Here is a 21,448-nt window from a genome sequence, read left to right as displayed (position 1 = left end):
CTTGATTTCTTTTTTGAAAGTGAAGAAAGTGTATTGTACTCATCATCAGTTAAGTAAATTGCATTTTTGTTGGGTTTTCCTGCCATAATTAGCCTCGCCGTTTTCTTTTAATTATAGCGGAAAATGTCATCAATTAATAGTAGTAATTTAATTAAATATCAATTAGACAAGACACTAGAAGAAATAAGAAACCGATTAAAGGTTTATCCTGCATCATTGAAAATATATATTGTTCAACCAGGTGTAGATGGGGGTTCGATAAGCCAAGGTATGAATCAGCTTTTAATGGCAGGAACTACATACCTACAAGAGACATACGGCGTGTATTTGGGTCTGATTTGTAGTTGATTAGTCGGATTATATCTGTGAGTGTACATAGTGGAATCCTTTAGTATTGGCGAAAATACCTTTGTGGTTGTGTGATATTTTCATAGAATTATTTTGGAGGATAATTATTGGTGCAATTAGTATAATGACCATGTGGTGGAAACTGATAATGTAGGGGGGATTATGTCTTTAAAGAAAACGCATGAACAATTTATAGAAGAATTGATGACTATTAGGACAGATTTAACTGTTCTGGGAGAATATATTGGAGCAAATAGTTCTATAAGAGTGTGCTGTAATAATTGTAGGAATGAGTGGAATACAACACCATCAAAAATTCTATCGGGACGGATTTGTCCGAAATGTTCTAAGAAAAAGGCTATACGAGCAAGAACGCAAAGAAAGATAGAAAAAGAAGGATCAATGGGAGATAACTATCCGTCTCTTATTGATGAATGGGATTTTGCTAAGAATGACAAATTAGGAATTTATCCTGATAAAGTATCTTGTAAGAGCAATAAATCGGCATATTGGATATGCGCAAAATGTGGATACGAATATAACACCATAATTAGTAACAGAACAGCTGGTTCTGGGTGTCCGGCTTGTTCAGGGAAAGTTGTTATTCCTGGAAAAAACGATTTGTTCACAGTTACTCCAAAACTAAATGAAGAGTGGGATTATGAGAAAAATAATGCGGAATCAATATTTCCAACTAATATTTCGAAGGGAAGTGAGGTAAAAGCTAATTGGAAATGCAGAATATGTGGACATAGATGGAAAGCAAGTGTATATAGTAGAGTGGCAGGATCGGGATGCCCCAATTGTGCAAAGGAAACAAGAACATCTTTGCCAGAACAAGCAATTTTTTATTATTTAAAACAGCTTTTTCCTAATGCTATTAATACCTATCAACCTAGCTGGATTAAACCCTCCGAAATAGACGTCTATATTCCTGATATTAAATTGGGGATAGAGTATGATGGAGAAGGTTTTCATAAGACACCTTCTAAAGATATTATGAAAGATAGGAAATGCTCAGAGCATGGTATAAAGATACTTCACGTAAGAGAACCGAAATGCCCGCCGCTTGACGCGGATAGCTTGGTTTACATTAGGCCTAGTAAAAGCATAGATCAAATTGATGATATGATCTATGCAATCGTGGGAATAATAAACCAGTTGTACTCTACGGACTATTCCATTGTTCCTAGTTTTATAAATGATCGTTCTTATATCTATAATCAGTATCTTACAAGAAAGAAAAAGAATAGCGTTTTCAATAATGAAGAAGCTATGCTCGATTGGGATTATGACAAGAATAGGGATTTGAATCCAGAAATGATTTCTGCTGCTAGTGAGATGCGAGTTTGGTGGAAATGTCATATATGTGGTTATGAGTCTTGTGGTGCTGTAAAAGATCATATGACGCATAAATGTGATGTCTGTGGTAAGATTACATCTAATTCCCGTTTTGGAGAAAAAATAAGAAAGTATGGTAGAAAAGATGTGGATTTTTTATGCCCTGATTTAGCTAGTGAGTGGAAAGAAGACCTTAATGACGGCGTTGGTCCTACGGAATATTCATATCAAAGTTCAAAAAAGATAAAATGGAAATGTAAGAAATGTGGTTATGTATGGATTAGTAGCATAGCTAATAGGGTAAATGGGCAGGGATGCCCCAAATGTGCTGGGAAAGTAGTTGTAACGGGGGAAAATGATTTAGCTACTAATTATCCAGAATTAGTAAAGCAATGGGTGGAGTGTATCGATGATCCTTATGCGACTGCAATGACGATATTGCCAAGTTCAAATAAAAGAGTAAGGTGGCGGTGTCTGACATGTGGGGGCGAGTGGGTAGTTAGCGTAGGATCAAGGACTAGGGGAAACAAAGTACATGGCTGTCCATATTGTTTAAATGAAAAGGTTCTTTCTGGATATAATGATTTAAAAACTCTAAGGCCTGATATTGCATCTGAATGGAATTATAAGAAAAATGGTAGTTTGCAACCCAATATGATTCTTAACGGTTCTAATAAAAAAGTGTGGTGGCAGTGTTCAAAATGTGGGAATGAGTGGGAATGCACGGTTATTTCAAGAACTGGTAAAAACGGTTCTGGTTGCCCTGTATGTTCAAATAAAAAAAGGGGACAGAGTTTAAAAAAACATATTTTCAAGTGTGAGTTGGATGGTACAATTATTTGCGAATATTGCAGTATGACTGAAGCATCAAGAGATACCGGGGTATCAAAAGCGGCTATAACTAATGCGTTAAAAAGGGATAATGGTACTAGTGGAGGCTATAGGTGGTTGATTAAGGAGTAGCGTATGTTATGGGGGTATTCAAATAATAAAAGACATAGCAAGTATGCATTAATAATGCACGATAATCAAATAAGGTAAGCGCAAAATAATTCAGCGGGTTGCGCTATCCCGCAATGCATGTTAACAGGTACAAGGGCTTTTGTTCATAAAATATACCCCAGCCTCTTGTGAGACTGGAGCACCTTGACAATTCACATATGATTTAGATTACATCGCATTGAAGATTGCTTTCTGATCTGCATGATGGAGCTGTTACAGTATCTAGGTATAAAAAACTTACAGTTTCGCATTATTGAGAAGGCTAAGATAATGTTGTTTATTATGATATGGACAGTATCAGGGCTGATTGAATAGCATGTCTAATATAGAGAAAATGTTGTAAACAGTTAAAGGGGGCAATTATGGCAGATTTTAAATATGAGATAGTTGAAGAGTTAGGCGTTCTTTCTACCAGTCCAAAGGGCTGGCAGAAAGAACTTAATAAGATATCTTGGAATGGCGGAGTGCCTAAGTATGATATTAGAGATTGGGCGCCTGAACATGAGAAGATGGGTAAGGGCGTAACTCTTACTGATGAAGAAGTAAAGGCACTTTATGTTGTGCTGAAAGGATTACTGTAGAAATTAGTAATATGGGCTTTTATCTGGAGCATATTGCCTCCGGGTATTAGCTCATAGTTGTATTAGCAATAGAAGAGAGGGCGAAATAATTGGCATCAACAATACAGAAGGTGAAATTACATAATTATAAAAGATTTCGAGAATTCGAATTTGTGCCAAATAAAGGAATAAATATAATCGTTGGGGACAATGAAGCCGGGAAGAGTACTATTCTTGAAGCCATAGATTTGGTAGTTAGTGGCAATGTTCGTAAAGTTGAAAACATAGGGATAGATAGGATCATAAATGCTTCAGCAATTAATGAATTTTTTGCTGGTGGGAAAAACTATAAAGACTTACCGGTGGTTAGAATAGAGCTATTTCTAGATGGGGACTTTGGATTTGAGATGGAAGGAAAGAATAATTCGGATGATGTTGCAGCATACGGATTAAGAATGATATGTGAACCAAACCCTGATTTTGAACAGGAAATCCTGGAATCTCTTAGAGCAGATGAGAGATTCTTTCCATATGATTACTACAAAATACGTTTTTCAACATTTGCGGATGATGGGTATTCAGGATACAAAAAGAAAATAAAGGATATATTCATAGACAGTAGCAATATGAATTCGGACTACGCAACAACAGATTTCATTAAGAGAATGTATTCACATTACACTGAAAGCAACGTTAAAGAGCGAGTAATACATAAAAGCAAGTTCAGACAGCTTAAGAGCCAATTTGAAAAAGAGCAATTAACCGGGTTAAATAGTCGTGTTCCTGAAGGTGTAGATTATTCATTTGGCTTTAAGGGAAACGATACCCTCAGTTTTAGCGATGAACTTATGATTTATGAGAAGTCCATTCCGCTAGACAGCAAAGGAACCGGTACACAGATTTTTGTTAAGGTCGATTTTGCACTTAGCCACAAGAGCGAAAATGTCGAGATAATACTTATTGAAGAGCCCGAAAATCATCTCAGCTATATTAAGTTGCGGTCTCTTATTGAAAAGATAAGTGAAGCTAGTAATGGGCAGATTTTTATAACAACGCATGATAGTATGATTAGTACGCGTCTTGAACTTCGCAATGTATTTATTCTTCAAGGTGATGAAATAAAGAAGCCTTTATCTTTGCATGATTTACAGGAAGAGACTGCGAAGTATTTTATGAAAACTCCACCAGCAAGCATAATAGAATTTGCTTTGTCGAATCGAGTAATACTGGTAGAAGGTCCAGCAGAATACATGCTCATGGATGATTTTTACAAAAGCGTAGTAGGGCATAAGATGGATACTGATAATGTTCAAGTATTGGATATTAGAGGTCTGAGTTTCAAACGTTTTTTAGAGATTGCGCAAATCACTGGTGCGAGGGTGGCTGTTATAACTGATAATGACGGAGATGGTCAGAAAAATTGCATAGATAAATATGTGGATTTTAAAGATGATAACATTGAAATCTTTTTTCACGGAAGTGACAATCAGCGCACATTTGAAATTGTTCTTGAAGATGGAAACAAAGCGTTATGTGAGAAACTGTTTGGAACAAATGCAGTGGATTACATGCTTAAGAACAAAACAGAGGCAGCTTATGCACTTATGAACGAGAATGGTGTTGTTGTACCGGATTATATTAAGAGGGCTATAGAATGGATAAGAAATTAATACTCGCTGTAGCCGGTGCAGGGAAAACAACATATATAATCGATAATATTTGCAACGGTGATAAGCGGGTTTTGATTGTGACATATACAGAAGCGAATTATAAAAATATCATTCAAAAGATACGAAATAAGAATGAAGGAATAATTCCGGATGGCATCTCGGTTTTTACATATTTTAAATTTCTCTATAGTTTTTGCTACAAGCCGTTTCTGTCAGATGAAATACAGGCCAGAGGAATTAACTATGAGTCTAATAAAAACATGTATGCAAAATCAAATAGATTAGATTATTACCTGGATTCACAGAACAGGCTATATAGTAATAGAATAGCATACTTGTTGGATAGAGATGGGGTAATGCCAGATATCAAACAAAGGCTAGAAAAGTATTTTGATTATTTTGTGTTAGATGAAGTACAGGATATTTCTGGCAGAGATTTTAATTTTTTAGAGCAAATCATGGATGCAGGTACAAATATGCTTTTTGTAGGTGACTTTTATCAGCACACATTTAGCACGAGCGCAGATGGTAATGTGAATAAGTCGCTATATGATGATTGTAGTACGTATATAAAGAGATTTAGTAAAAAGCAGATAGTGGTTGATGGTACAACGCTAATAAAGAGCTGGAGATGCGGAGAACAGGTTTGTGAATTTGTTAGAGATAATCTTGGCATTGAGATATACTCAAATAAAGGAGTTACAGGAGAGATTATATTCGCAGATGATGCTGAAACGGTTAGGAAAGTGTGGAATGATTTTAGCATAATAAAGTTGCACTACAAGAAAGCATCAGACTATGGAAAAATGCATAAAAATTGGGGTGATGCTAAAGGCGAAGATTGTTATAACGATGTATGCATCATGTTGAATAAGAAAACCATGGATTTATACAAAAAGAATAGTCTTTCGGCTCTTCCGGCTACAACAAAAAACAAGCTCTATGTAGCAATGACAAGAGCTAGAGGAAATGTTTATTTAGTAGATGAAACACAGTTAAAGAAAATAGATTTGTAAGAGGGAGTATAGGGAGGAATGAATTTTAATGTAAATTTTGCTGATATTATAAAAGCTCCATTGAAAATATTTATATGTTTATTTATTGCTACAGGAATAGTTTTATTTCTGCCTGATAATCTTGCTACGAAGATGTACATGGTGGATTTTAGAAATAAATATGGATTTGTGATATCTCTTGTATTTATTTGCTCTTTTACTATTTCAGTTGTTGGTGGGATTAGTGCGTTTTGGAGTAAAAACAAGGAAAAAAGAATTACGAAGAAAGCTCTAAAAAACGCAAAGGAGAATCTTAAAAAGTTAGACGACTACAAGGCTGCTATAGTATACGAGCTTTATAAAGAAGATAATCATACATCGGAATTACCTTTAAATGATGGCGCAGTTCGTTGGTTAGAGCAGTTGTTTATAATTGGCAAGGCAACAAATAATTATCCTGTATGGGATTTAACTAATCCAGTGTTCCCATATATGCTTCAACCGTGGGTGGTTTCAGAATTAGACAATAATGAAGGATTAAGAAATAAACTTAAGATTGCAAATGAAAAGGTTACGTTGGAATATAGTTCACGAAGCAGATATTGATAAATTACGTGGAGGTATCATGGCTAAATATCCGGTAGTTACCCTGTGTGGCAGTACACGATTTAGAGATCAATTTATGGAAGCTCAGAAGAGACTTACACTTGAGGGCAACATTGTTATCAGTGATGGCCTCTTTGGTCATTCAGGAGATCAGGAAGTATGGGATGTAATGGATGAGGGAACATTATCCAGGACTAAAGAGATGCTAGATGATATGCACAAGCGAAAAATTGACATGTCTGATGAGATATTTGTAATCAATGTCGGAGGCTATATTGGTGATAGCACTCGTTCTGAGATTGAGTATGCCAAGACGCATGGGAAGAAAGTGAATTATCTTGAATCTATAGAATAATTACAGAGCATATTAGTGTATTGGAGGGCTTATGTATATTATTGACAAGTCAAATAATAAAATAAAAAAGATACCGCAGAAGACATTTCATGAGCTCGGTTTTAAGGAAAGACAGCACTTGCAGGAGTGGATTGCGAAGAACCCGGAATGTTTAGGAGAAGAATTTCTTATTATTCAGAAGGAGTTTGATGGGTTTAATGATACCAATGAGAGACTGGATTTACTTGCTCTTGATAAGCAGGGATCGCTTGTGATTATAGAAAATAAGCTTGATGATTCTGGAAAAGATGTAAATTGGCAAGCATTAAAGTATGTTTCTTACTGCGCTACTTTGAGTACACAACAGATTGTCGAGATATATCAGGATTACCTTGATAAATATGAAAAAGGAAAAGAGGCAAAGGCTGAAATTACAGAGTTTTATAATGGTAAGCCAATGGATGAGATTTCTCTTAATGATAAAGACCAGAGAATTATAATGGTTGCTGGAAATTTTAGAAAAGAAGTAACATCTACAGCCATGTGGATGCTTAATCATGGAATATCAGTCCAGTGCTTTAAGGCAACTCCGTATCAGTACCAGGAAGAACTGTTCTTGGACATTGAGCAGATTATACCTGTCAAAGAAGCTGAAGAATATATGATTAAAATGGCAGATAAAGCAAAAGAGACTCAATCTGTTCAGGAGAGTAGCAGTCAAATAGAAATGATAAGGAAAGCATATTGGACTACGCTGCTTGAAAAGTTTAATACTGTTTCAAAAATCTATCAGAATGTTAATCCAGGAACTGATCATTGGCTATCCTGCGGATCGGGTGTGTCGGGATGCGTTTTTGAATTTATAGCAGCAACTTCATACGCAGATTGTCAGCTGACAATAAATGTAGGAGATCAGACAGAAAATAAGGGAATTTTTGATGCATTATTTGCGAAAAAGGCGGATATAGAAAAAGATTTTGGCGCTGATTTATTTTGGGAAAGACTGGATGAAAAGAAGTCTAGCCGTATATCTGCGCGTTTGGAAGGAGTCAATGTTAAAGATAAAGCAGATTGGGACAAAATGATTAAATTTCAGTGCGATACCATGCCAAGATTTTATGATGCACTTCATGACAGATTAGGCACCGTAAAGAAGAGTATTTAATGTTGTTGTTAATCATGGCTAGTAGATTATGTTTTTGATTGGAATGAATCAAAGGGCAATCTGTATGGCGACATGATGGAAGAGAGTTGGTGTGTATGAGTGAACATAGGATTAAGCAAAAGGATATTATTTATATCATTCCAGATGATGAATTATATGCTAAGTACAATAGTGGAGAGGCTTTTATTGATGACTATGGAAGGTTGATGAACAAGAAGCCTCATAGAGTACTAAGAGAACTAAAACATTATGTTGACCAACCACCAGTAGTATATAGAACAATACCCCCAAAGCCAGCAGTTCCTACAAAGAGATCTAATCCGATGGTCGATCGATTAAAAGATGAGGCACGTTATAAGATTGAAGAAGTTGGAGAGGATTTAATAAATCGTGGCGTAGATAAATTGGTTTATGAAGTAATACCTAATGCATGGCGAAATCATGTTGTTCCATTTTTTCATGGAATGATAGATGCGTTGAATTCAAAAGAATCGAAGGCAGATGAGATTTTAAGAAAAGAGGAACAGAAAGAGTCTTCTGAACTGGCTGCAAAACGACATAAAACGCGAATTATGACTAAAGAAGAGGCATATAAAGAAAAGCAAAAGGTTTTATATCATTGGTTGGAAATGTTAAATAGCTTAAAAAAACTTGCAGAGGCTGGGGAGATAAACTACGAGGAAATTGTAGATCAGCTTACTAATTCATCTAATCTTCAGCGAGTGAATACACTGTTGGACGAGAATCCTAATCTTTTGGAAACTGATAAGTATATTATGCTACATGATTTACTGGGGCGAGATTTATATTGTGAGAAGAAACTTATCCCTATAGAGGAAGAAGAAATAAGAAGAGTAGCAGAGAATTATAAAAGAAACTGCGAGTGATGATTTTTTGAAATGTGTGATGCCGAGGATGAGTCTGATGAGCACTTTCTTCAGCTGGTACGCGGGAATTCTGAGCAGATACAGAAAATAACCGAATTATAGTGTTGTGACAATAGAGGAATACTAATTATGACTGCTAATTGTCGTGAAGAGTGTATTCCTTAGGAATAGAGCCGTATCCAAATGATTAAAGCGGAGGACTCTCAGTTGCCAAGTGAGTTTACTAATATGTTTAAGAAGATGAATGGATAGGACGTAGATAATACCTGAAAGGTGAGGCATATATAGTATGAGCTCCATAGAAATCAAGAAGATAGGAATAACAAAGTTAGATACAGAAGCAGTTGTAAATGCGGCTAACACAGGACTTTGGGAAGGCGGTGGAGTATGTGGCTTTATTTTTCGCGATGCCGGTTCAAAGGAAATGACGGCTGCTTGTCAGAAGATTGGCCATTGTGATGAAGGTTCTGCTGTCATTACACCTGGGTTCAATCTTCCTGCGAAATATGTAATACATGCTGTGGGTCCGAGGTGGTCTGGTGGAAATCATAATGAGCCTAAGCTCTTGTACAGCGCATATAAGCAGTCACTTATTATTGCAAAAGAAAATAATCTGCATTCTATAGGATTTCCGTTGATATCTGCAGGAATATTTGGATATCCGGTTGATAAAGCGTGGCGAAAAGCTATCCAGGCTTGCAATGACTTTATTCAAAATAATCCTGAGTATGATATCAAAATCATCTTTGCAGTATTGGATGACAAAATCCTTGCAACCGGTGAGGAAACACTTAAGGATATTATTGGAGACGAAAAGATAGAAGATAGTGTGATTCGGTGGTGCCGGAAGTACTCTGTTCTTTTTCACTCGATAACTGAAGATGAAGAATTGAGGACTTTTTTTGAGAAGCACAGTGTTTATCAGCCGAACAAGGGACATCAAGGTCTTTATGACATTTTAGAGACCTGTTTCCATGAGGCCTATGACAGTAATGTAGTGATCACGGACTACGGCCAGGTGGTTGAGGACGGGAAGCTGTCTGACCGGGATCTGGCTCAGCCCACGAAGGAATGGTTGGATGCACTCACAGCGAAACAGATCCTTGCGGTTATTGCATGGCACTTCAGGAGAGATCATTTCAGTGAAGGCAGCTGGATTGCTGATTCTGTGGCAGATGGACATATGGCAGTATTGGTTGACGCATTGTTGGATAGATGTAGATGAACAGGTAAAAAGGAGACGATCATGCAATTTCTTATAAGAGCATATGATGGCGAAGGAAAACTTGATAAGCGTATGGAGGTACGTCCTCGTCATCTGGAAGGAATGAAAAGGCTAAGCATTATAACGGGCTTGGACGTTATATTTCAAGAGGATATGACACCTATGGCCTATTTAAGTTGGTGGGAGGTTTGCAGAAGGGGAATCCGACAGAGGAAGAGATAAAGAGGGCTGTGGATTTTTATAAGAATCTTTTTAAAGATAAAAAGAGGGTTTTCGTATGAAAAAGAATGTTCAGATAAGAAATAGTACTGTTGATTTTTTGATTTTTACCAAAGATTCTAAAAGTGATGGAATAGAAGTTAGAGTGCAAGATGGAGATGTCTGGTTAACTCAAAATGCGATAGCACAGCTTTTTGATATTGATAGGTCAGTTGTCTCGAAGCATCTCAAAAAAATTTTTTCTTCGGGGGAATTGGATGAAAATTCAGTTTGTGCAAAATATGCACAAACTGCTGATGATGGAAAAAACTACAATTATAAGTTTTATTCTTTGGCAGCGATTATTGCTGTAGGATATAGGACAAATTCTGATAAGGCAACACAATTTAGACAATGGGCAACGAAGGTATTAGATGCATTTACTAAACAGGGTTATGTTCTTGATAAAAGCAGACTAGTGAATGGAAAAATATTTGATGAAGATTATTTTGATCAGTTAGTAGCTGAAATTCAGGAAATACGAGCCAGTGAAAGAAGATTCTACCAGAAAATAACAGATATATATGCAACTGCTGCAGATTATGATAAAGATGCTCCTGTGACAAGAGAATTCTATGCAACGGTGCGGAATAAAATGCATTATGCTGTTCATGGAAACACAGCTGCAGAACTTATCGTATCCAGAGCTGATCACACAAAGGAACACATGGGATTAACTTCATGGAAAAACGCACCGGATGGGAAAATCATAAAGACGGATGTTTCAATAGCAAAAAACTATTTGTTAAAAGATGAAATACAAGAACTAAATGAGATAGTAACAATGTATCTTGATTATGCGACGAGGCAGGCTAAGAGGCATGTTCCGATGACAATGGCAGATTGGAAATCAAAATTAGATGCATTTCTTGTTTTTAACGATGCTGAAGTTCTGCAAAATAAAGGGAAAGTAACTGCGGCTATAGCAAAAGAATTTGCAGAGAGCGAGTTTGAAAAATATAGACTTATACAGGACAAGACATATGAAAGTGACTTTGATAAGTTGATTAACAGTACTGAGAATATCGCAGATTCAACTAAGTAACAATCGCATAAAGTAACATAAGGCAGGAATGACCTGATGATAATACGGTAGGTGTGCCATTGAATAATAGGTTTTAGACGCCTATTAGGGAAGATATTGAAGGGTCAGTATCATATTACTAATGATCGGCATTACTTGTACGCAGAGTATTATGATGAAGAGAATAAGTATATTCTCACCTTTGATTTTTAGGCATAAACTGGCCCGCTCTTGTAGCGGGCTGATGTACCAATAGATTATTCTGTATTTGCTTGGCCAGATTTTTCTTTTGTTTCTGGGAAAACTTCCTGAACTAGCAGATTAAAATAGGCTGAGATCCTATATGCATAATCCAGGGAAACATTCTGCTCACCATTCTCTATCATGCTGATGGTGCGCCTGCTGATTCCCAGTTCGTCTGCCAGTTTATTCTGGCTGAGCTTATTCATTTACGAAGGTCATAGAGTTTGTTGGAATAAGACAAATCTTTCAAAACATCATCTCCTCTCGGTAATAGGTAAAGCCTTTCTGACAAGTACCATCATACCAAAAGGAATGTCCTATAATACGGACACTAATCAATGGCAAGCTTGCCGAAAATTTTGAATGTGCTGTATTCGCCTATGGGAAGTGGCTTATACTTTGCGTTTAGTAATTGCAGGAAACTACCGGCTGCTTTCACAATATATTTTTTGAAATAAGTTTTTCCATCCAGGTAAAAAAGTCCGATATCTCCGGAATCAAGACATTCTGTCTGTTCAATCCATACCAGTTGTCCGTCTTTAAAAGTAGGTTCCATACTGTCTCCATCAAGGTATACACCAAAGCTGGCTTTTCTTGGAACATAATCATGGATTTCAACTTCTTCAAAGTTATCATCATCTATAAAGTTGCCGGTTCCGGCAGATGCTATCTGTGAATTGACTTAGAATACAGGCGCGGACTTCCGTGCATAACATGACAATTAAATTAGGGCATCATGATATGGGGGCATGACCCACCGCGGACGCATGATAAGAAATCAGTTGAAGGCTGAGTCTTATTGTGTGTCCTTTTCTTTAACCTTTTTCTGGTTTCGGCCCGGAAAGAGGGAGAAGATGAATACAACACTTAAAGAGGAAACACTTGGACAGAGACTTAAAGCAGCAAGGATCAGGAAGAACATGACACAGGAAGAGCTTGCTGAAGCAATGCTCACTACAAAGAGCATGATCTCTTATTATGAGAATGACCATGGCGATATGAAACAGAGCATGATTGCAGAGTTCGCTGATGTTCTTGGTACTACAGTTGAATACCTTATCTGTGGAGTTATCAAGGCCCCGGAGCTTGATGCGGATTCTGTTGAGCTTCTTAAGCTGTTTGGGGCTATGGATGAAAAGACCAAGCAGATTATGCTGGTTCAGATGAGGGCTGTTGCAAAGATCTGACCGATTATTTTATACTACAAATATAATGACAACTAATCTTACCGGTGTTATCATTCGATATATAAGAGAGATAAGCGGAGCAGATAAGAGCTCCCGGAAAGGAAAAGAAAGAGACATGACAACAGTGAATCGCAATTATTGCCTCTATAGCGAAAGTTATGAATCATCACTCCAGAGCAAATCAGAGTGGATGTTTAATTTCATGCGCTCATTTAAGGATAGGCAAATGCGAGAAAATGTTGTTTTGGCTAAGAACCGGATAGTATAGAGACCGGATCGGAAGCTTATAGATAAACATGTTTGCGTACCGCTTACCTTAGATGAAAAGGCAAGCGGTTTTTCTTTTGCCTCAAAATATGCAGAGTTGGCTCAATTGGTACAGCATCGGTCTTGAAAACCGACATTCCTCACGGATATCTGGGTTCGAATCCCAGGCTCTGCGCTATAGATTCGTGGTGTAATTGGCAGCACAGCAGTCTCCAAAACTGTTAGTCCGGGTTCAAGTCCTGGCGGGTCTGTTTTGCACGAGTGGCGAAGTTGGTAGACGCACCTGATTTAGGGCTCAAAGCGTCCGGGGGACGCTTGTTCTGAGCCGACCGAAACGGAGTGGAGACAGGCGCGGCATGTGGGTTCGATCTACGTTCTACTTCGGTCGGTGCTAAGCGCACATCCCCTGGATGTGCAGCACCCCACCTCGTGTACTTGGCCAGAGGCCAGAAAGGAGTCGGAAATGACACAGAATATTCCAGCGATCGATATGGTCGCCACGGGACAGAGAATTACAGATTTAAGAGTGGCAGCCGGTATGTCTGTGAGGGATTTACAGGATGTGTTCGGTTTTGCTACTCCACAGGCGATTTACAAGTGGCAGCACGGAACTGCCATGCCAACACTGGACAATTTAGTCGTATTAGCAGCTGTTTTAGGTGTTGCTATGGACGACATTATCGTAACTGAAGGGGAATGGCTTTATTCACTAAGCGCATGAACTGAATATAGATTGCAGGCGTTAAAGTGCCTGCGTATGGTCCCATAGTCTAATGGTTTAGGACGCTGGCCTTTCACGTCAGAGATACCGGGTTCAAGTCCCGTTGGGATCACTGTGGCTTCTTGGTCTAATTGGTAAGGACGTCAGCCTCTCAAGCTGGAAATGTCGGGTTCGAGTCCCGCAGGAGCTATTATGGGTGGGTATGCCTAGAAGCGAGGGCAAGAGTCTGTAAAACTCCCACATTAGAAACACCGCAGGTGCAATTCCTGCTCCACCCACTTATGTTTGCGTGACCGAGATGGCTTATGGTATCGCTCTGCTAAAGCGAAGCACGGCTAAACTGTGCCGAAGGTTCGAATCCTTCCGCAAACGCTCCGGGTAGGTATGCCTAGTGGCGAAGGCAGGGGTCTGTAAAACCCTGACAAGGAAACACCGTGAGTTCGAGTCTCACCCTGCCCACTTAAGTGTCATCTGATGACACTATACAAATAGGTCCGACAGGGAGATAATACTAACAGAACAAAGATATGGAGCTGCGGGGAGCAGCAGAAAGTTAAGAGGATTTATTGTAAATGTACTACGTAACTATCAACAAGCAATTTAATAACAAACAGTTTATGCAGTTCTGCAAAAATCAGAAGTGCTTTGTTAGTTATGCAAATTGCAAGTTGGTGGAAAGTGGTCCTGGATATGCCAAATGATGGATGATCCGGAGCATTAAGAATAAATGAGGTCATTGAGATCTGTAGCCACTTAGCTTGCAAGAGTTAAGTGGTTTTTTAATGCGAAAAAGGAGAATGGAAGAATGGATTATCCAGTAATTGATATTGAAGGAACAGGAATTAGGATTAGGGAACTGATCAGAGAGAGCGGACATACAGTACCAGAGGTTTCTGAGTACCTGGGAGCAAGCACATCCCTTGTATATAGATATCTGCGAGGGGAAGTGCTTCCAAGCATAGATAGGATTGTAGCGCTTTCAGTTTATCTGGAAGTTCCGATTGATGACATAATTGCAGTCGATTAAGACTGCGCGTTGCGGCATGGGGTAATGGTAGCCCACAGGATGTTTGAGTAGAGCACTTAGCGAGGTTTTATCGAGCTTAGTGCGAACCATACAAGTTCACTTGACGAGGTTTTGGCGAGTCTAGTGAAGCTTGTAGGTTCCGGTAATCTTGGTTCGATTCCAAGTGCCGTAGTTAAGACATGGTAGCCAAGCTGGAAAGGCAGCGGACTGCAACTCCGCCAACGTGGGTTCGAATCCCACCTATGTCTCTTAGGGCTTGTAGCTCAACTGGTAGAGCTGGGGACTGAAAATCCCTGCGAGGTGGTTCGACCCCACCCGGGCCCATTATGCTTCCTTGGCAGAGCGGATATGCACCGGCCTTTTAAGCCGAGAGATGCGGGTTCAACCCCCGTGGGGAGCACTAAGCTGTTGTAGCTCAGTTGGAAGAGCAGCAGACTCTTAATCTGAAGGTCGTGGGTTCGAGCCCCACTAACAGCATTATTGCGGTATAGCTCAATTGGTAGAGCACCTGACTCTGACTCAGGGCGTTGCAGGTTCGAGTCCTGCTACCGTAGTTCTGGACACATAGCTCAATCGGCAGAGCGCCCGGCTGTTAACCGGGAGGTTGTGGGTTCGATTCCCTCTGTGTCCGCTATTCCAGGATAGCGTGGGAGGTAGAGCATCCGCTTCATACGCGGAAGGTTATGGGATCATGGCCCATTCCTGGGACTCTTTTCCTATAGAGGTGCTTTGTAGATTAGCTATCCAATTTATCAACCACGAGTTTATATACAATGAGATAAATCTCCAATAAAATAAAAATAGAGGAGGCAATATCGATGGATGATGGATATAGAAAAGTAATGGAGATCCTAGAAGCAAATAGATTTAGACACATGTTGGAGCCTTTGGATTACACTGTGTCTTGGGAAGAACCTGACAGGGTAAAAGGACTTGACCTTGAAGCTACAAAGAATAGAGTGTGCAATCTGATTAAAACAAAGGGATTAAAAGATAAGACCATTGCTGATAAATTGGGTATTACTCCGCAGGCTGTTAATAAATGGCGACATAAAGGCTCTTTTTTTGTGATTGAAAACCTTTATATTCTCAGCGGCCTTCTGGGTGTAAGTGTTGATAATCTTTTAGTCCCTGTAGCCGTAAAGAAATGGGAAGTTTTGATTGAGAAAAGATGAGAGCCCTAATGTTAGTGAAGCAATGAATCAGTTTGGAATAATCGGAGTTTTGAAATGAGCAGAGTACTTGTGATTCCTGATGTACATTTAAAGCCATGTATTTTTGATATGGCTGATAGAGTTGATGAGAACAGCTACGATGACATTGTAATTCTCGGAGATTTGGTAGATGATTGGGGAAAGGGAAATGATTTAGACGCATATAACGAGACTTTGGACAGGGCTGCTGAATTTGGAAAAGAGCATGACCATTCATTGTGGTGCTATGGCAACCACGATGTATCCTATCTTTGGGATGCCATGGAATCGGGGTATTCTGTCCAGGCAAGGATAACTGCTATTGAAGGTATTACCAGACTGGAGCGTGTTATTGAAGAACGTTATAGATTTGTCCATAAAATTGATGATGTGCTATTCAGTCATGCCGGCCTTACGGAGAGTTTTGTCTTTCAGACGTGTGGATATCATATGAAAGAGATTGATGATATCCTTGCAAGGATTAACCGTATGGTTAAGCAGGAACTGTGGAGGGATAATTCACCGATTTGGGCAAGACCTCAGGCTGATTTCTACCGAATGTTCAGGGATGATCTCTTTTACCAGGTTGTGGGACATACACCTGTAGAGGAACCACTTGACCTTGGAGGCGTACTGACGCTGGATCTTTTTTCAACATACTCAAATGGGGATCCGTATGGTAACCAGAAGTTGTATATTGTGGATACTGCAACCCGGAAATATGAAGAAGCATAATTTTTTTGCAGATTTAGAAAAAGTGCTTTACAAGTCATAATACAGGTGCTAATGTAAATACATAGGAAGTGCCTGTCCTATTTATTTTGATGCAATCATCAACATAAATATGCGGTCGCTTCCTTTTTTGTTAAATTAAAACAGAAATACTACGAAAGGTAAGGTTTTAAGCTTTCAATGAGAAATATGATGTTTACAAATTTCACAGCCATAGAAACTACAGCATATGATTGCACGATCGATATGCTTAGTACTCGTGCGCTCGATTTGGCGACATCACGCGGCAAAAAAGGTATAGAAAGAAATAGAAGGATAGATTATAAAGTCCGATGTTAGACTGATACCAGGCACATTGGAATAATAATCAGGGTTTTAGGATCTATCCGTGAAAGTGGGTAGGTCCTTTTTTAATATAAAAAATGATGGGCGGTAGTTCAATGGTGAGAACCGGTGTCTTATATGCATCTAACCTGAGTTCGATTCTCAGTCGCCCTATTAGGGAATAGTTAGCAGGCACTTCTTATTCCTGAAAAACTTAATACTTTAGCAGAAGTCTACAGGCACGGACTTCTGCACCGCGGGTCTTGGGACTGCATGGGGTGGTCGCCTGCTTTGCAAGCAGGATATTCAGGTGGGTTCAATTCCCACAAGATCCATTTAAGCTTTCGCCTTCCTAGCTCAACTGGCTAGAGCATCTGCCTTGTAAGCAGAGGGTTCAGGGTTCGAGTCCCTGGGTAGGCTTTTGGCTCTATAGTATAAAGGCTATTATGCCGGACTGTCTATCCGGAGATCAGAGTTCGATTCTCTGTAGAGTCGTTTATATTGCGGGATAGTCTGGAGATGGTTCCAGCCCAGCCTCATAAGCTGTGCAACGCAGGTTCGAATCCTGCTCCCGCGACTAAGCTATAGAAAACTTGCATGTTTCAGCTTCATGTTTTATCAACCACGAGTTAACTGACAGTCAGTATGTATAGGGATATCATTTAATTAAATGGATTGTGCGCCGTCACATTAATCCGGTGGTGGTGTGAAAATCAGATGGTGTCCACCTATCGGGCGTCGCCGTAACAGTCGGATTTACAAGATTTGGGAAAATAAGTATAGCAGGGAGAGATGATAGAAATGCGTTTTGATGAGATGGACAAAAAGATGCGTGTTTACGAGCAGTCCTTAGATCAGGTATTGCTTCCAGATATTTATATGGTGGCAAGGCTTGATGGCAGAGGCTTTACAAGACTTACTAAGGAAGTCTGTCATTTTGAAGCACCATTTGATGAAAAGTTTAGAGATATGATGGTGAAAACAACAAAAACTCTCATGGATTGCGGATTCAGAGTGGTATACGCCTATACAGAAAGCGATGAGATTTCATTATTGTTTGCGGCAGATGAAGATTCATTCGGCAGAAAAGTGCGCAAGTATAATTCAACACTTGCTGCTGAAGCAAGCGCAGTCTTTTCGCTTGAACTTGGGATGGCGGCAACATTTGACTGTAGAATGGTGCCTCTTCCAAATGCGGAGAGAGTTGAGGATTACTTCAGGTGGCGTCAGGAAGATGCTAACAGGAATGCGCTAAATTCACATTGTTACTGGATGCTCCGAAAGGAGGGCACATCAGTTCATAAAGCTACGTCAGAGTTGAAAGGAAAAGGTGTTGCGTATAAAAATGAGCTGCTTTTCAGCAGAGGAATCAATTATGATAAGTTGCCCTCATGGCAGAAACGAGGCGTAGGCATGTGGATAGAAGAGTATGGAAAAGAAGGATTTAATCCGCTTACTGGTGAAACAAAGATGACAACACGTAAAAGAATACATGTAGATTACGAACTGCCGTTAGGTGATGAATATGGCAGCTTTATTCGGAAATTTACTTAAGGAGGATGAAAAGAAAAATGAGAAAATTAGCATCAATACAGAAGATAAAGGAAGTCTTTCCAATACCCGATGCAGACAGACTGGAACTTGTTCAGGTTCTTGGATGGAAGTGTGTCGGAGGAAAGGGAGAATTTCATGTGGGAGATCTGGTGGTCTATTTCGAGATAGATTCCTTTCTCCCTGTATGTGAGGAGTTTGAATTCCTGAGAAAGAGTTCCTACAGAAGTAATGATTTTATGGGTGAAGGATTCAGATTAAAGACTATGAAGTTCAGGGGAGAGATATCCCAGGGATTATGCCTTGGGATTGATAAGCTCTCAAAGCTTCAGGGGATGAGTCTTGAAGAAGGAATGGATGTGACGGAAATCCTTGGAGTTCGCGAGTGGGAAATGCCAGAAAGGGCAGGATCAGGAGGAACCATGATAGGTGATCGGCCCGGATATATACCTAAGACTGATGAGACAAGGATACAGTCAGCGCCGGAGCTGCTTAATGAGTTTAAGGGGCTGCCTTATTACATAACAACCAAGATGGATGGTTCAAGCCATTCCATAGGTGTAAGGGACGGAGAAATTTCTTTTACCGGCCATAACTTCACTTATAAGGATGACGGAAAGTCAGCGTTTGTGGAGCATGTAAAAACAGCAGGTATTCCAGAAAAGATGAAGGTATATGCAGAGGAACATGGACTGAGCTCTTTGGTTCTCCAGGGAGAATGGTGCGGGGAAGGAATACAGAAGAACAGACTTAGGCTTAAGAAGCCAGAGTGGTTTGTATTTACGGCAAGAGCTGATGATAAGAGAACTGACCTGGCAACGCTTAAGGAAATCTGCAGATATGTCGGATGTCAGATGGTTCCGGTGGAAGAGGAAGGCGATGATCTCTTAGCAAAGTATCCTGATGAGGCGGCTCTATTAGCAAGGGCAGAAGGTGTTGGATACAATGGGACAATACGAGAGGGAATAGTAATAAGGCCTGTTACGCCTGTTCACTCTTATACACTTAGCGGGCCTTTATCAATGAAAGTGATAAACAACAAGTATCTAATGAAAAATGATGAGTGATCATAGACGGGAGGCAGCATGATATCAACTTTATATGAACCATTCAGGCACTGGTCAGAAAATGGATCTGTTTATATCCTGTCTGATACGCATTTTAAAGATTCTGATTGTAAACTCATGGACCCTGACTGGATAGAACCAGATGAACAGGTCAATATCCTGAATTCTGTGATCATGAAAAATGACACATTTGTCTGCCTGGGAGATGTTGGAAGTCCTGAATATATAAAAAAGCTCAGGGTCAGAAAGAAGATACTGCTTCTTGGAAACCATGACAGAAGGGGAGATTACAAGGACCTTTTCAATGAGATATATTCCGGTCCACTATTTATAGCAGACAAGATTCTTTTGTCACATGAGCCGGTATACGGACTTCCGTGGTGTCTTAACATCCATGGACATGACCACAGTAACATGGAGATGTACAAGGAAGGCTGCAAGCATTTAAACCTTGCAGCCAATGTATGCGGATATACTCCGGTCAATCTTGGAAAACTGATAAAAGACGGGATTCTATCTGATATCGACAGTATACACAGGATCACGATTGATCATGCAGTGGAGAAGAAAGAAAAGAAGTGGATTAGTAAAGAGACACAGCAATGAAATCGAAGATATTAGAGTTTATAGAAAATAATACAGATAGCTGGGAAGAAAAGCTGAATGCAAGGCTCATTAGGATAAGCCGTAATGGTGATCTGGCATGCTTTAAGTATATGGCAGAAGCTGATTTCTCAGATCCACTGGTATGTGAAGCAAGAGGAATCGTAATTGATGTGGTTCAGCTTTCTGTGGTCTGCTGGCCGTTTGATAAGTTCTTTAATGTACAGGAACAGTACGCTGCAGATATCGACTGGAATAGCGCCAGGGTGCTGGAAAAAATAGATGGCTCTATGATAAAGCTTTTCTGGTACAAAGGTGCATGGAGATTTGCAACAAGCTCAACCTGTGATGCTAAGGATGCAGCTATTCCAGGGTATAAGGAACTGACTTATGCGGACATAATTGCCCGTGCGGAAAACGTAAATGAGATTCCTTTTGAGGAACTGAATAAAGACTATACCTACATTTTTGAGCTTGTTTCTCCACTTAGTCAGATTGTTGTCAGATATGAAATGACTGCTTTGTTCTTCCTGACCGCAAGAAATAATCTTACAGGTGAAGAGTTGGATACAGAGCTTCTGCAATTTAGGAGACCCAGGAGCTTCGCACTAATATCTTTGAATGAGTGTCTTGTTGCTGCTCTTGCGCTAAATAAGGGTGGCGAGATAGAGGATGAGGGCTTTGTCGTGGTTGATGAGAAACATAACAGGGTCAAGATAAAGTCTCCGGCATATGTGGCTATGCACAGATTATCTACGAATAAAGTGTTCACCGTAAAGAGAATGGCTGAGTTTTTCTGTAATGGTGAGGATCTTTCAAAGCTGGCAAAAGATTTTCCGGCTAATGCGCATATCATAAAGTATTATGACTGGCAGTTTGCTGAGATGAAGCATAAAGCAGAAGACATGATGCTCTATTCCAGGCGCCTTTATGAAGAATACGACCACGACAGGAAAGCAGTAGCCATGACCATAAAGGATTCTCCATACGCATGGGCTGGATTCAAGGCAATTGGGAACGAAAAGGACATCACTGATATCATGGCAGTGCTTGCACCGGCAAATGTTGAAAAACTGATTGTGGAGTATCCTGAGATAAGTAATTGAAAGCTGAGAAAT

23 protein-coding genes and 17 tRNA genes are annotated in these 21,448 nt (G+C 39.6%); 38 read left to right on the top strand and 2 right to left on the bottom strand.

Annotated elements, in window-relative coordinates:
• Positions 1 to 510 precede the first annotated feature (510 nt).
• From T501_RS15625 to T501_RS15575, 11 genes are all read left to right on the top strand, one after another.
• Positions 511 to 2,652 carry a zinc-ribbon domain-containing protein gene (locus T501_RS15625; RefSeq protein ID WP_155994884.1) on the top strand — a complete coding sequence of 714 codons (2,142 nt, stop codon included), beginning with the start codon at positions 511 to 513 and terminating at the stop codon, positions 2,650 to 2,652.
• Positions 2,653 to 3,053: 401 nt separating this feature from the next.
• Positions 3,054 to 3,272 (top strand): YdbC family protein, encoded by a 219-nt coding sequence (locus tag T501_RS15620; RefSeq protein ID WP_044915906.1) that lies wholly within the window; start codon positions 3,054 to 3,056, stop codon positions 3,270 to 3,272.
• An 89-nt stretch (positions 3,273 to 3,361) separates the two neighbouring features.
• Positions 3,362 to 4,921 carry an ATP-dependent nuclease gene (locus tag T501_RS15615; RefSeq protein WP_044915904.1) on the top strand — a complete coding sequence of 520 codons (1,560 nt, stop codon included), beginning with the start codon at positions 3,362 to 3,364 and terminating at the stop codon, positions 4,919 to 4,921.
• The gene (locus tag T501_RS15610) at positions 4,906 to 5,937 is read left to right on the top strand and encodes an AAA family ATPase (protein WP_044915902.1); all 1,032 of its coding nucleotides are present in this window, start codon (positions 4,906 to 4,908) and stop codon (positions 5,935 to 5,937) included. Before T501_RS15615 ends, T501_RS15610 begins: the two co-directional genes overlap by 16 nt.
• Positions 5,938 to 5,955: 18 nt before the next feature.
• A complete protein-coding gene (locus T501_RS15605) occupies positions 5,956 to 6,522 on the top strand; it encodes a superinfection exclusion B family protein (protein WP_044915899.1) in 567 nt (188 codons plus the stop codon).
• A 19-nt stretch (positions 6,523 to 6,541) separates the two neighbouring features.
• Complete coding sequence (locus T501_RS15600) at positions 6,542 to 6,877, top strand: hypothetical protein (RefSeq protein ID WP_330377082.1); 336 nt, start codon at positions 6,542 to 6,544, stop codon at positions 6,875 to 6,877.
• Between the two features lie 31 nt (positions 6,878 to 6,908).
• A complete protein-coding gene (locus T501_RS15595) occupies positions 6,909 to 8,021 on the top strand; it encodes a DUF4268 domain-containing protein (protein WP_044915896.1) in 1,113 nt (370 codons plus the stop codon).
• A gap of 95 nt (positions 8,022 to 8,116) precedes the next feature.
• On the top strand, positions 8,117 to 8,908 hold the full coding sequence (locus T501_RS15590; protein WP_044915894.1) for a hypothetical protein: 792 nt from the start codon (positions 8,117 to 8,119) through the stop codon (positions 8,906 to 8,908).
• A gap of 289 nt (positions 8,909 to 9,197) precedes the next feature.
• Positions 9,198 to 10,133, top strand: a complete 936-nt coding sequence (locus tag T501_RS20965; RefSeq protein ID WP_081843203.1) for a macro domain-containing protein — start codon at positions 9,198 to 9,200, stop codon at positions 10,131 to 10,133.
• A 21-nt stretch (positions 10,134 to 10,154) separates the two neighbouring features.
• Positions 10,155 to 10,355 carry a YciI family protein gene (locus tag T501_RS15580; RefSeq protein WP_044915890.1) on the top strand — a complete coding sequence of 67 codons (201 nt, stop codon included), beginning with the start codon at positions 10,155 to 10,157 and terminating at the stop codon, positions 10,353 to 10,355.
• Positions 10,356 to 10,410: 55 nt separating this feature from the next.
• Positions 10,411 to 11,436, top strand: coding sequence for a virulence RhuM family protein (locus T501_RS15575; protein WP_044915887.1), 1,026 nt, complete (start codon positions 10,411 to 10,413; stop codon positions 11,434 to 11,436).
• A gap of 236 nt (positions 11,437 to 11,672) precedes the next feature.
• On the opposite strand, the gene T501_RS15570 is transcribed toward T501_RS15575, so the two are convergent.
• Positions 11,673 to 11,864 (bottom strand): helix-turn-helix transcriptional regulator, encoded by a 192-nt coding sequence (locus T501_RS15570; protein WP_242845542.1) that lies wholly within the window; start codon positions 11,862 to 11,864, stop codon positions 11,673 to 11,675.
• A gap of 125 nt (positions 11,865 to 11,989) precedes the next feature.
• A complete protein-coding gene (locus tag T501_RS15565; RefSeq protein ID WP_255347447.1) occupies positions 11,990 to 12,328 on the bottom strand; it encodes a S24 family peptidase in 339 nt (112 codons plus the stop codon).
• A gap of 184 nt (positions 12,329 to 12,512) precedes the next feature.
• Here T501_RS15565 and T501_RS20425 point away from each other — a divergent pair, with 184 nt between their 5' ends.
• From T501_RS20425 to T501_RS15440, 27 genes are all read left to right on the top strand, one after another.
• A complete protein-coding gene (locus T501_RS20425) occupies positions 12,513 to 12,845 on the top strand; it encodes a helix-turn-helix domain-containing protein (protein WP_050008350.1) in 333 nt (110 codons plus the stop codon).
• 25 nt (positions 12,846 to 12,870) lie between these two features.
• A complete protein-coding gene (locus T501_RS22955) occupies positions 12,871 to 13,113 on the top strand; it encodes a hypothetical protein (RefSeq protein ID WP_155994883.1) in 243 nt (80 codons plus the stop codon).
• A 90-nt stretch (positions 13,114 to 13,203) separates the two neighbouring features.
• Positions 13,204 to 13,287 (top strand) — tRNA-Ser (locus T501_RS15555).
• Between the two features lie 4 nt (positions 13,288 to 13,291).
• Positions 13,292 to 13,363, top strand: a tRNA-Trp gene (locus T501_RS15550).
• Positions 13,364 to 13,602: 239 nt separating this feature from the next.
• Positions 13,603 to 13,833 (top strand): helix-turn-helix domain-containing protein, encoded by a 231-nt coding sequence (locus tag T501_RS15545; RefSeq protein ID WP_029232986.1) that lies wholly within the window; start codon positions 13,603 to 13,605, stop codon positions 13,831 to 13,833.
• Between the two features lie 38 nt (positions 13,834 to 13,871).
• A tRNA-Glu gene (locus T501_RS15540) sits at positions 13,872 to 13,945 on the top strand.
• A 4-nt stretch (positions 13,946 to 13,949) separates the two neighbouring features.
• Positions 13,950 to 14,023, top strand: a tRNA-Glu gene (locus T501_RS15535).
• Positions 14,024 to 14,027: 4 nt separating this feature from the next.
• Positions 14,028 to 14,111, top strand: a tRNA-Tyr gene (locus tag T501_RS21495).
• 5 nt (positions 14,112 to 14,116) lie between these two features.
• Positions 14,117 to 14,205, top strand: a tRNA-Ser gene (locus tag T501_RS15530).
• 4 nt (positions 14,206 to 14,209) lie between these two features.
• A tRNA-Tyr gene (locus T501_RS15525) sits at positions 14,210 to 14,292 on the top strand.
• A 346-nt stretch (positions 14,293 to 14,638) separates the two neighbouring features.
• Positions 14,639 to 14,860, top strand: coding sequence for a helix-turn-helix domain-containing protein (locus T501_RS15520; protein ID WP_027206587.1), 222 nt, complete (start codon positions 14,639 to 14,641; stop codon positions 14,858 to 14,860).
• A gap of 176 nt (positions 14,861 to 15,036) precedes the next feature.
• Positions 15,037 to 15,108: transfer RNA gene (locus T501_RS15515), tRNA-Cys, on the top strand.
• A 4-nt stretch (positions 15,109 to 15,112) separates the two neighbouring features.
• Positions 15,113 to 15,184, top strand: a tRNA-Phe gene (locus tag T501_RS15510).
• Between the two features lie 4 nt (positions 15,185 to 15,188).
• Positions 15,189 to 15,260, top strand: a tRNA-Lys gene (locus tag T501_RS15505).
• Between the two features lie 4 nt (positions 15,261 to 15,264).
• Positions 15,265 to 15,337 (top strand) — tRNA-Lys (locus tag T501_RS15500).
• 4 nt (positions 15,338 to 15,341) lie between these two features.
• Positions 15,342 to 15,414 (top strand) — tRNA-Gln (locus tag T501_RS15495).
• A 4-nt stretch (positions 15,415 to 15,418) separates the two neighbouring features.
• Positions 15,419 to 15,491 (top strand) — tRNA-Asn (locus T501_RS15490).
• 187 nt (positions 15,492 to 15,678) lie between these two features.
• Positions 15,679 to 16,035 (top strand): helix-turn-helix domain-containing protein, encoded by a 357-nt coding sequence (locus tag T501_RS15480; protein WP_049945162.1) that lies wholly within the window; start codon positions 15,679 to 15,681, stop codon positions 16,033 to 16,035.
• A gap of 54 nt (positions 16,036 to 16,089) precedes the next feature.
• Positions 16,090 to 16,788, top strand: a complete 699-nt coding sequence (locus T501_RS15475) for a metallophosphoesterase (RefSeq protein WP_044915883.1) — start codon at positions 16,090 to 16,092, stop codon at positions 16,786 to 16,788.
• 424 nt (positions 16,789 to 17,212) lie between these two features.
• Positions 17,213 to 17,283, top strand: a tRNA-Ile gene (locus tag T501_RS15470).
• An 84-nt stretch (positions 17,284 to 17,367) separates the two neighbouring features.
• Positions 17,368 to 17,444 (top strand) — tRNA-Ala (locus T501_RS21490).
• Between the two features lie 11 nt (positions 17,445 to 17,455).
• Positions 17,456 to 17,529 (top strand) — tRNA-Thr (locus T501_RS15465).
• Between the two features lie 82 nt (positions 17,530 to 17,611).
• Positions 17,612 to 17,686: transfer RNA gene (locus T501_RS15460), tRNA-OTHER, on the top strand.
• 215 nt (positions 17,687 to 17,901) lie between these two features.
• A complete protein-coding gene (locus T501_RS15455; protein ID WP_242845541.1) occupies positions 17,902 to 18,663 on the top strand; it encodes a tRNA(His) guanylyltransferase Thg1 family protein in 762 nt (253 codons plus the stop codon).
• 17 nt (positions 18,664 to 18,680) lie between these two features.
• Positions 18,681 to 19,727 carry an RNA ligase (ATP) gene (locus tag T501_RS15450; RefSeq protein ID WP_044915881.1) on the top strand — a complete coding sequence of 349 codons (1,047 nt, stop codon included), beginning with the start codon at positions 18,681 to 18,683 and terminating at the stop codon, positions 19,725 to 19,727.
• 18 nt (positions 19,728 to 19,745) lie between these two features.
• Positions 19,746 to 20,333: a metallophosphoesterase gene (locus T501_RS20420; RefSeq protein WP_049945632.1), complete on the top strand. Its 588-nt coding sequence runs from the start codon at positions 19,746 to 19,748 to the stop codon at positions 20,331 to 20,333.
• Entirely contained in the window at positions 20,330 to 21,436 is a 1,107-nt protein-coding gene (locus tag T501_RS15440) for an RNA ligase (RefSeq protein ID WP_044915880.1), read from the top strand. The genes T501_RS20420 and T501_RS15440 overlap by 4 nt, the downstream gene beginning before the upstream one ends.
• Positions 21,437 to 21,448: the final 12 nt, after the last annotated feature.

The organism is Butyrivibrio sp. WCE2006 (assembly GCF_000701985.1).
Taxonomy (GTDB): Bacteria; Bacillota; Clostridia; order Lachnospirales; family Lachnospiraceae; genus Butyrivibrio.
The sequence above is the reverse complement of the archived record's forward strand: the minus strand, read 5'-3'. Positions and strand labels throughout refer to the sequence as shown.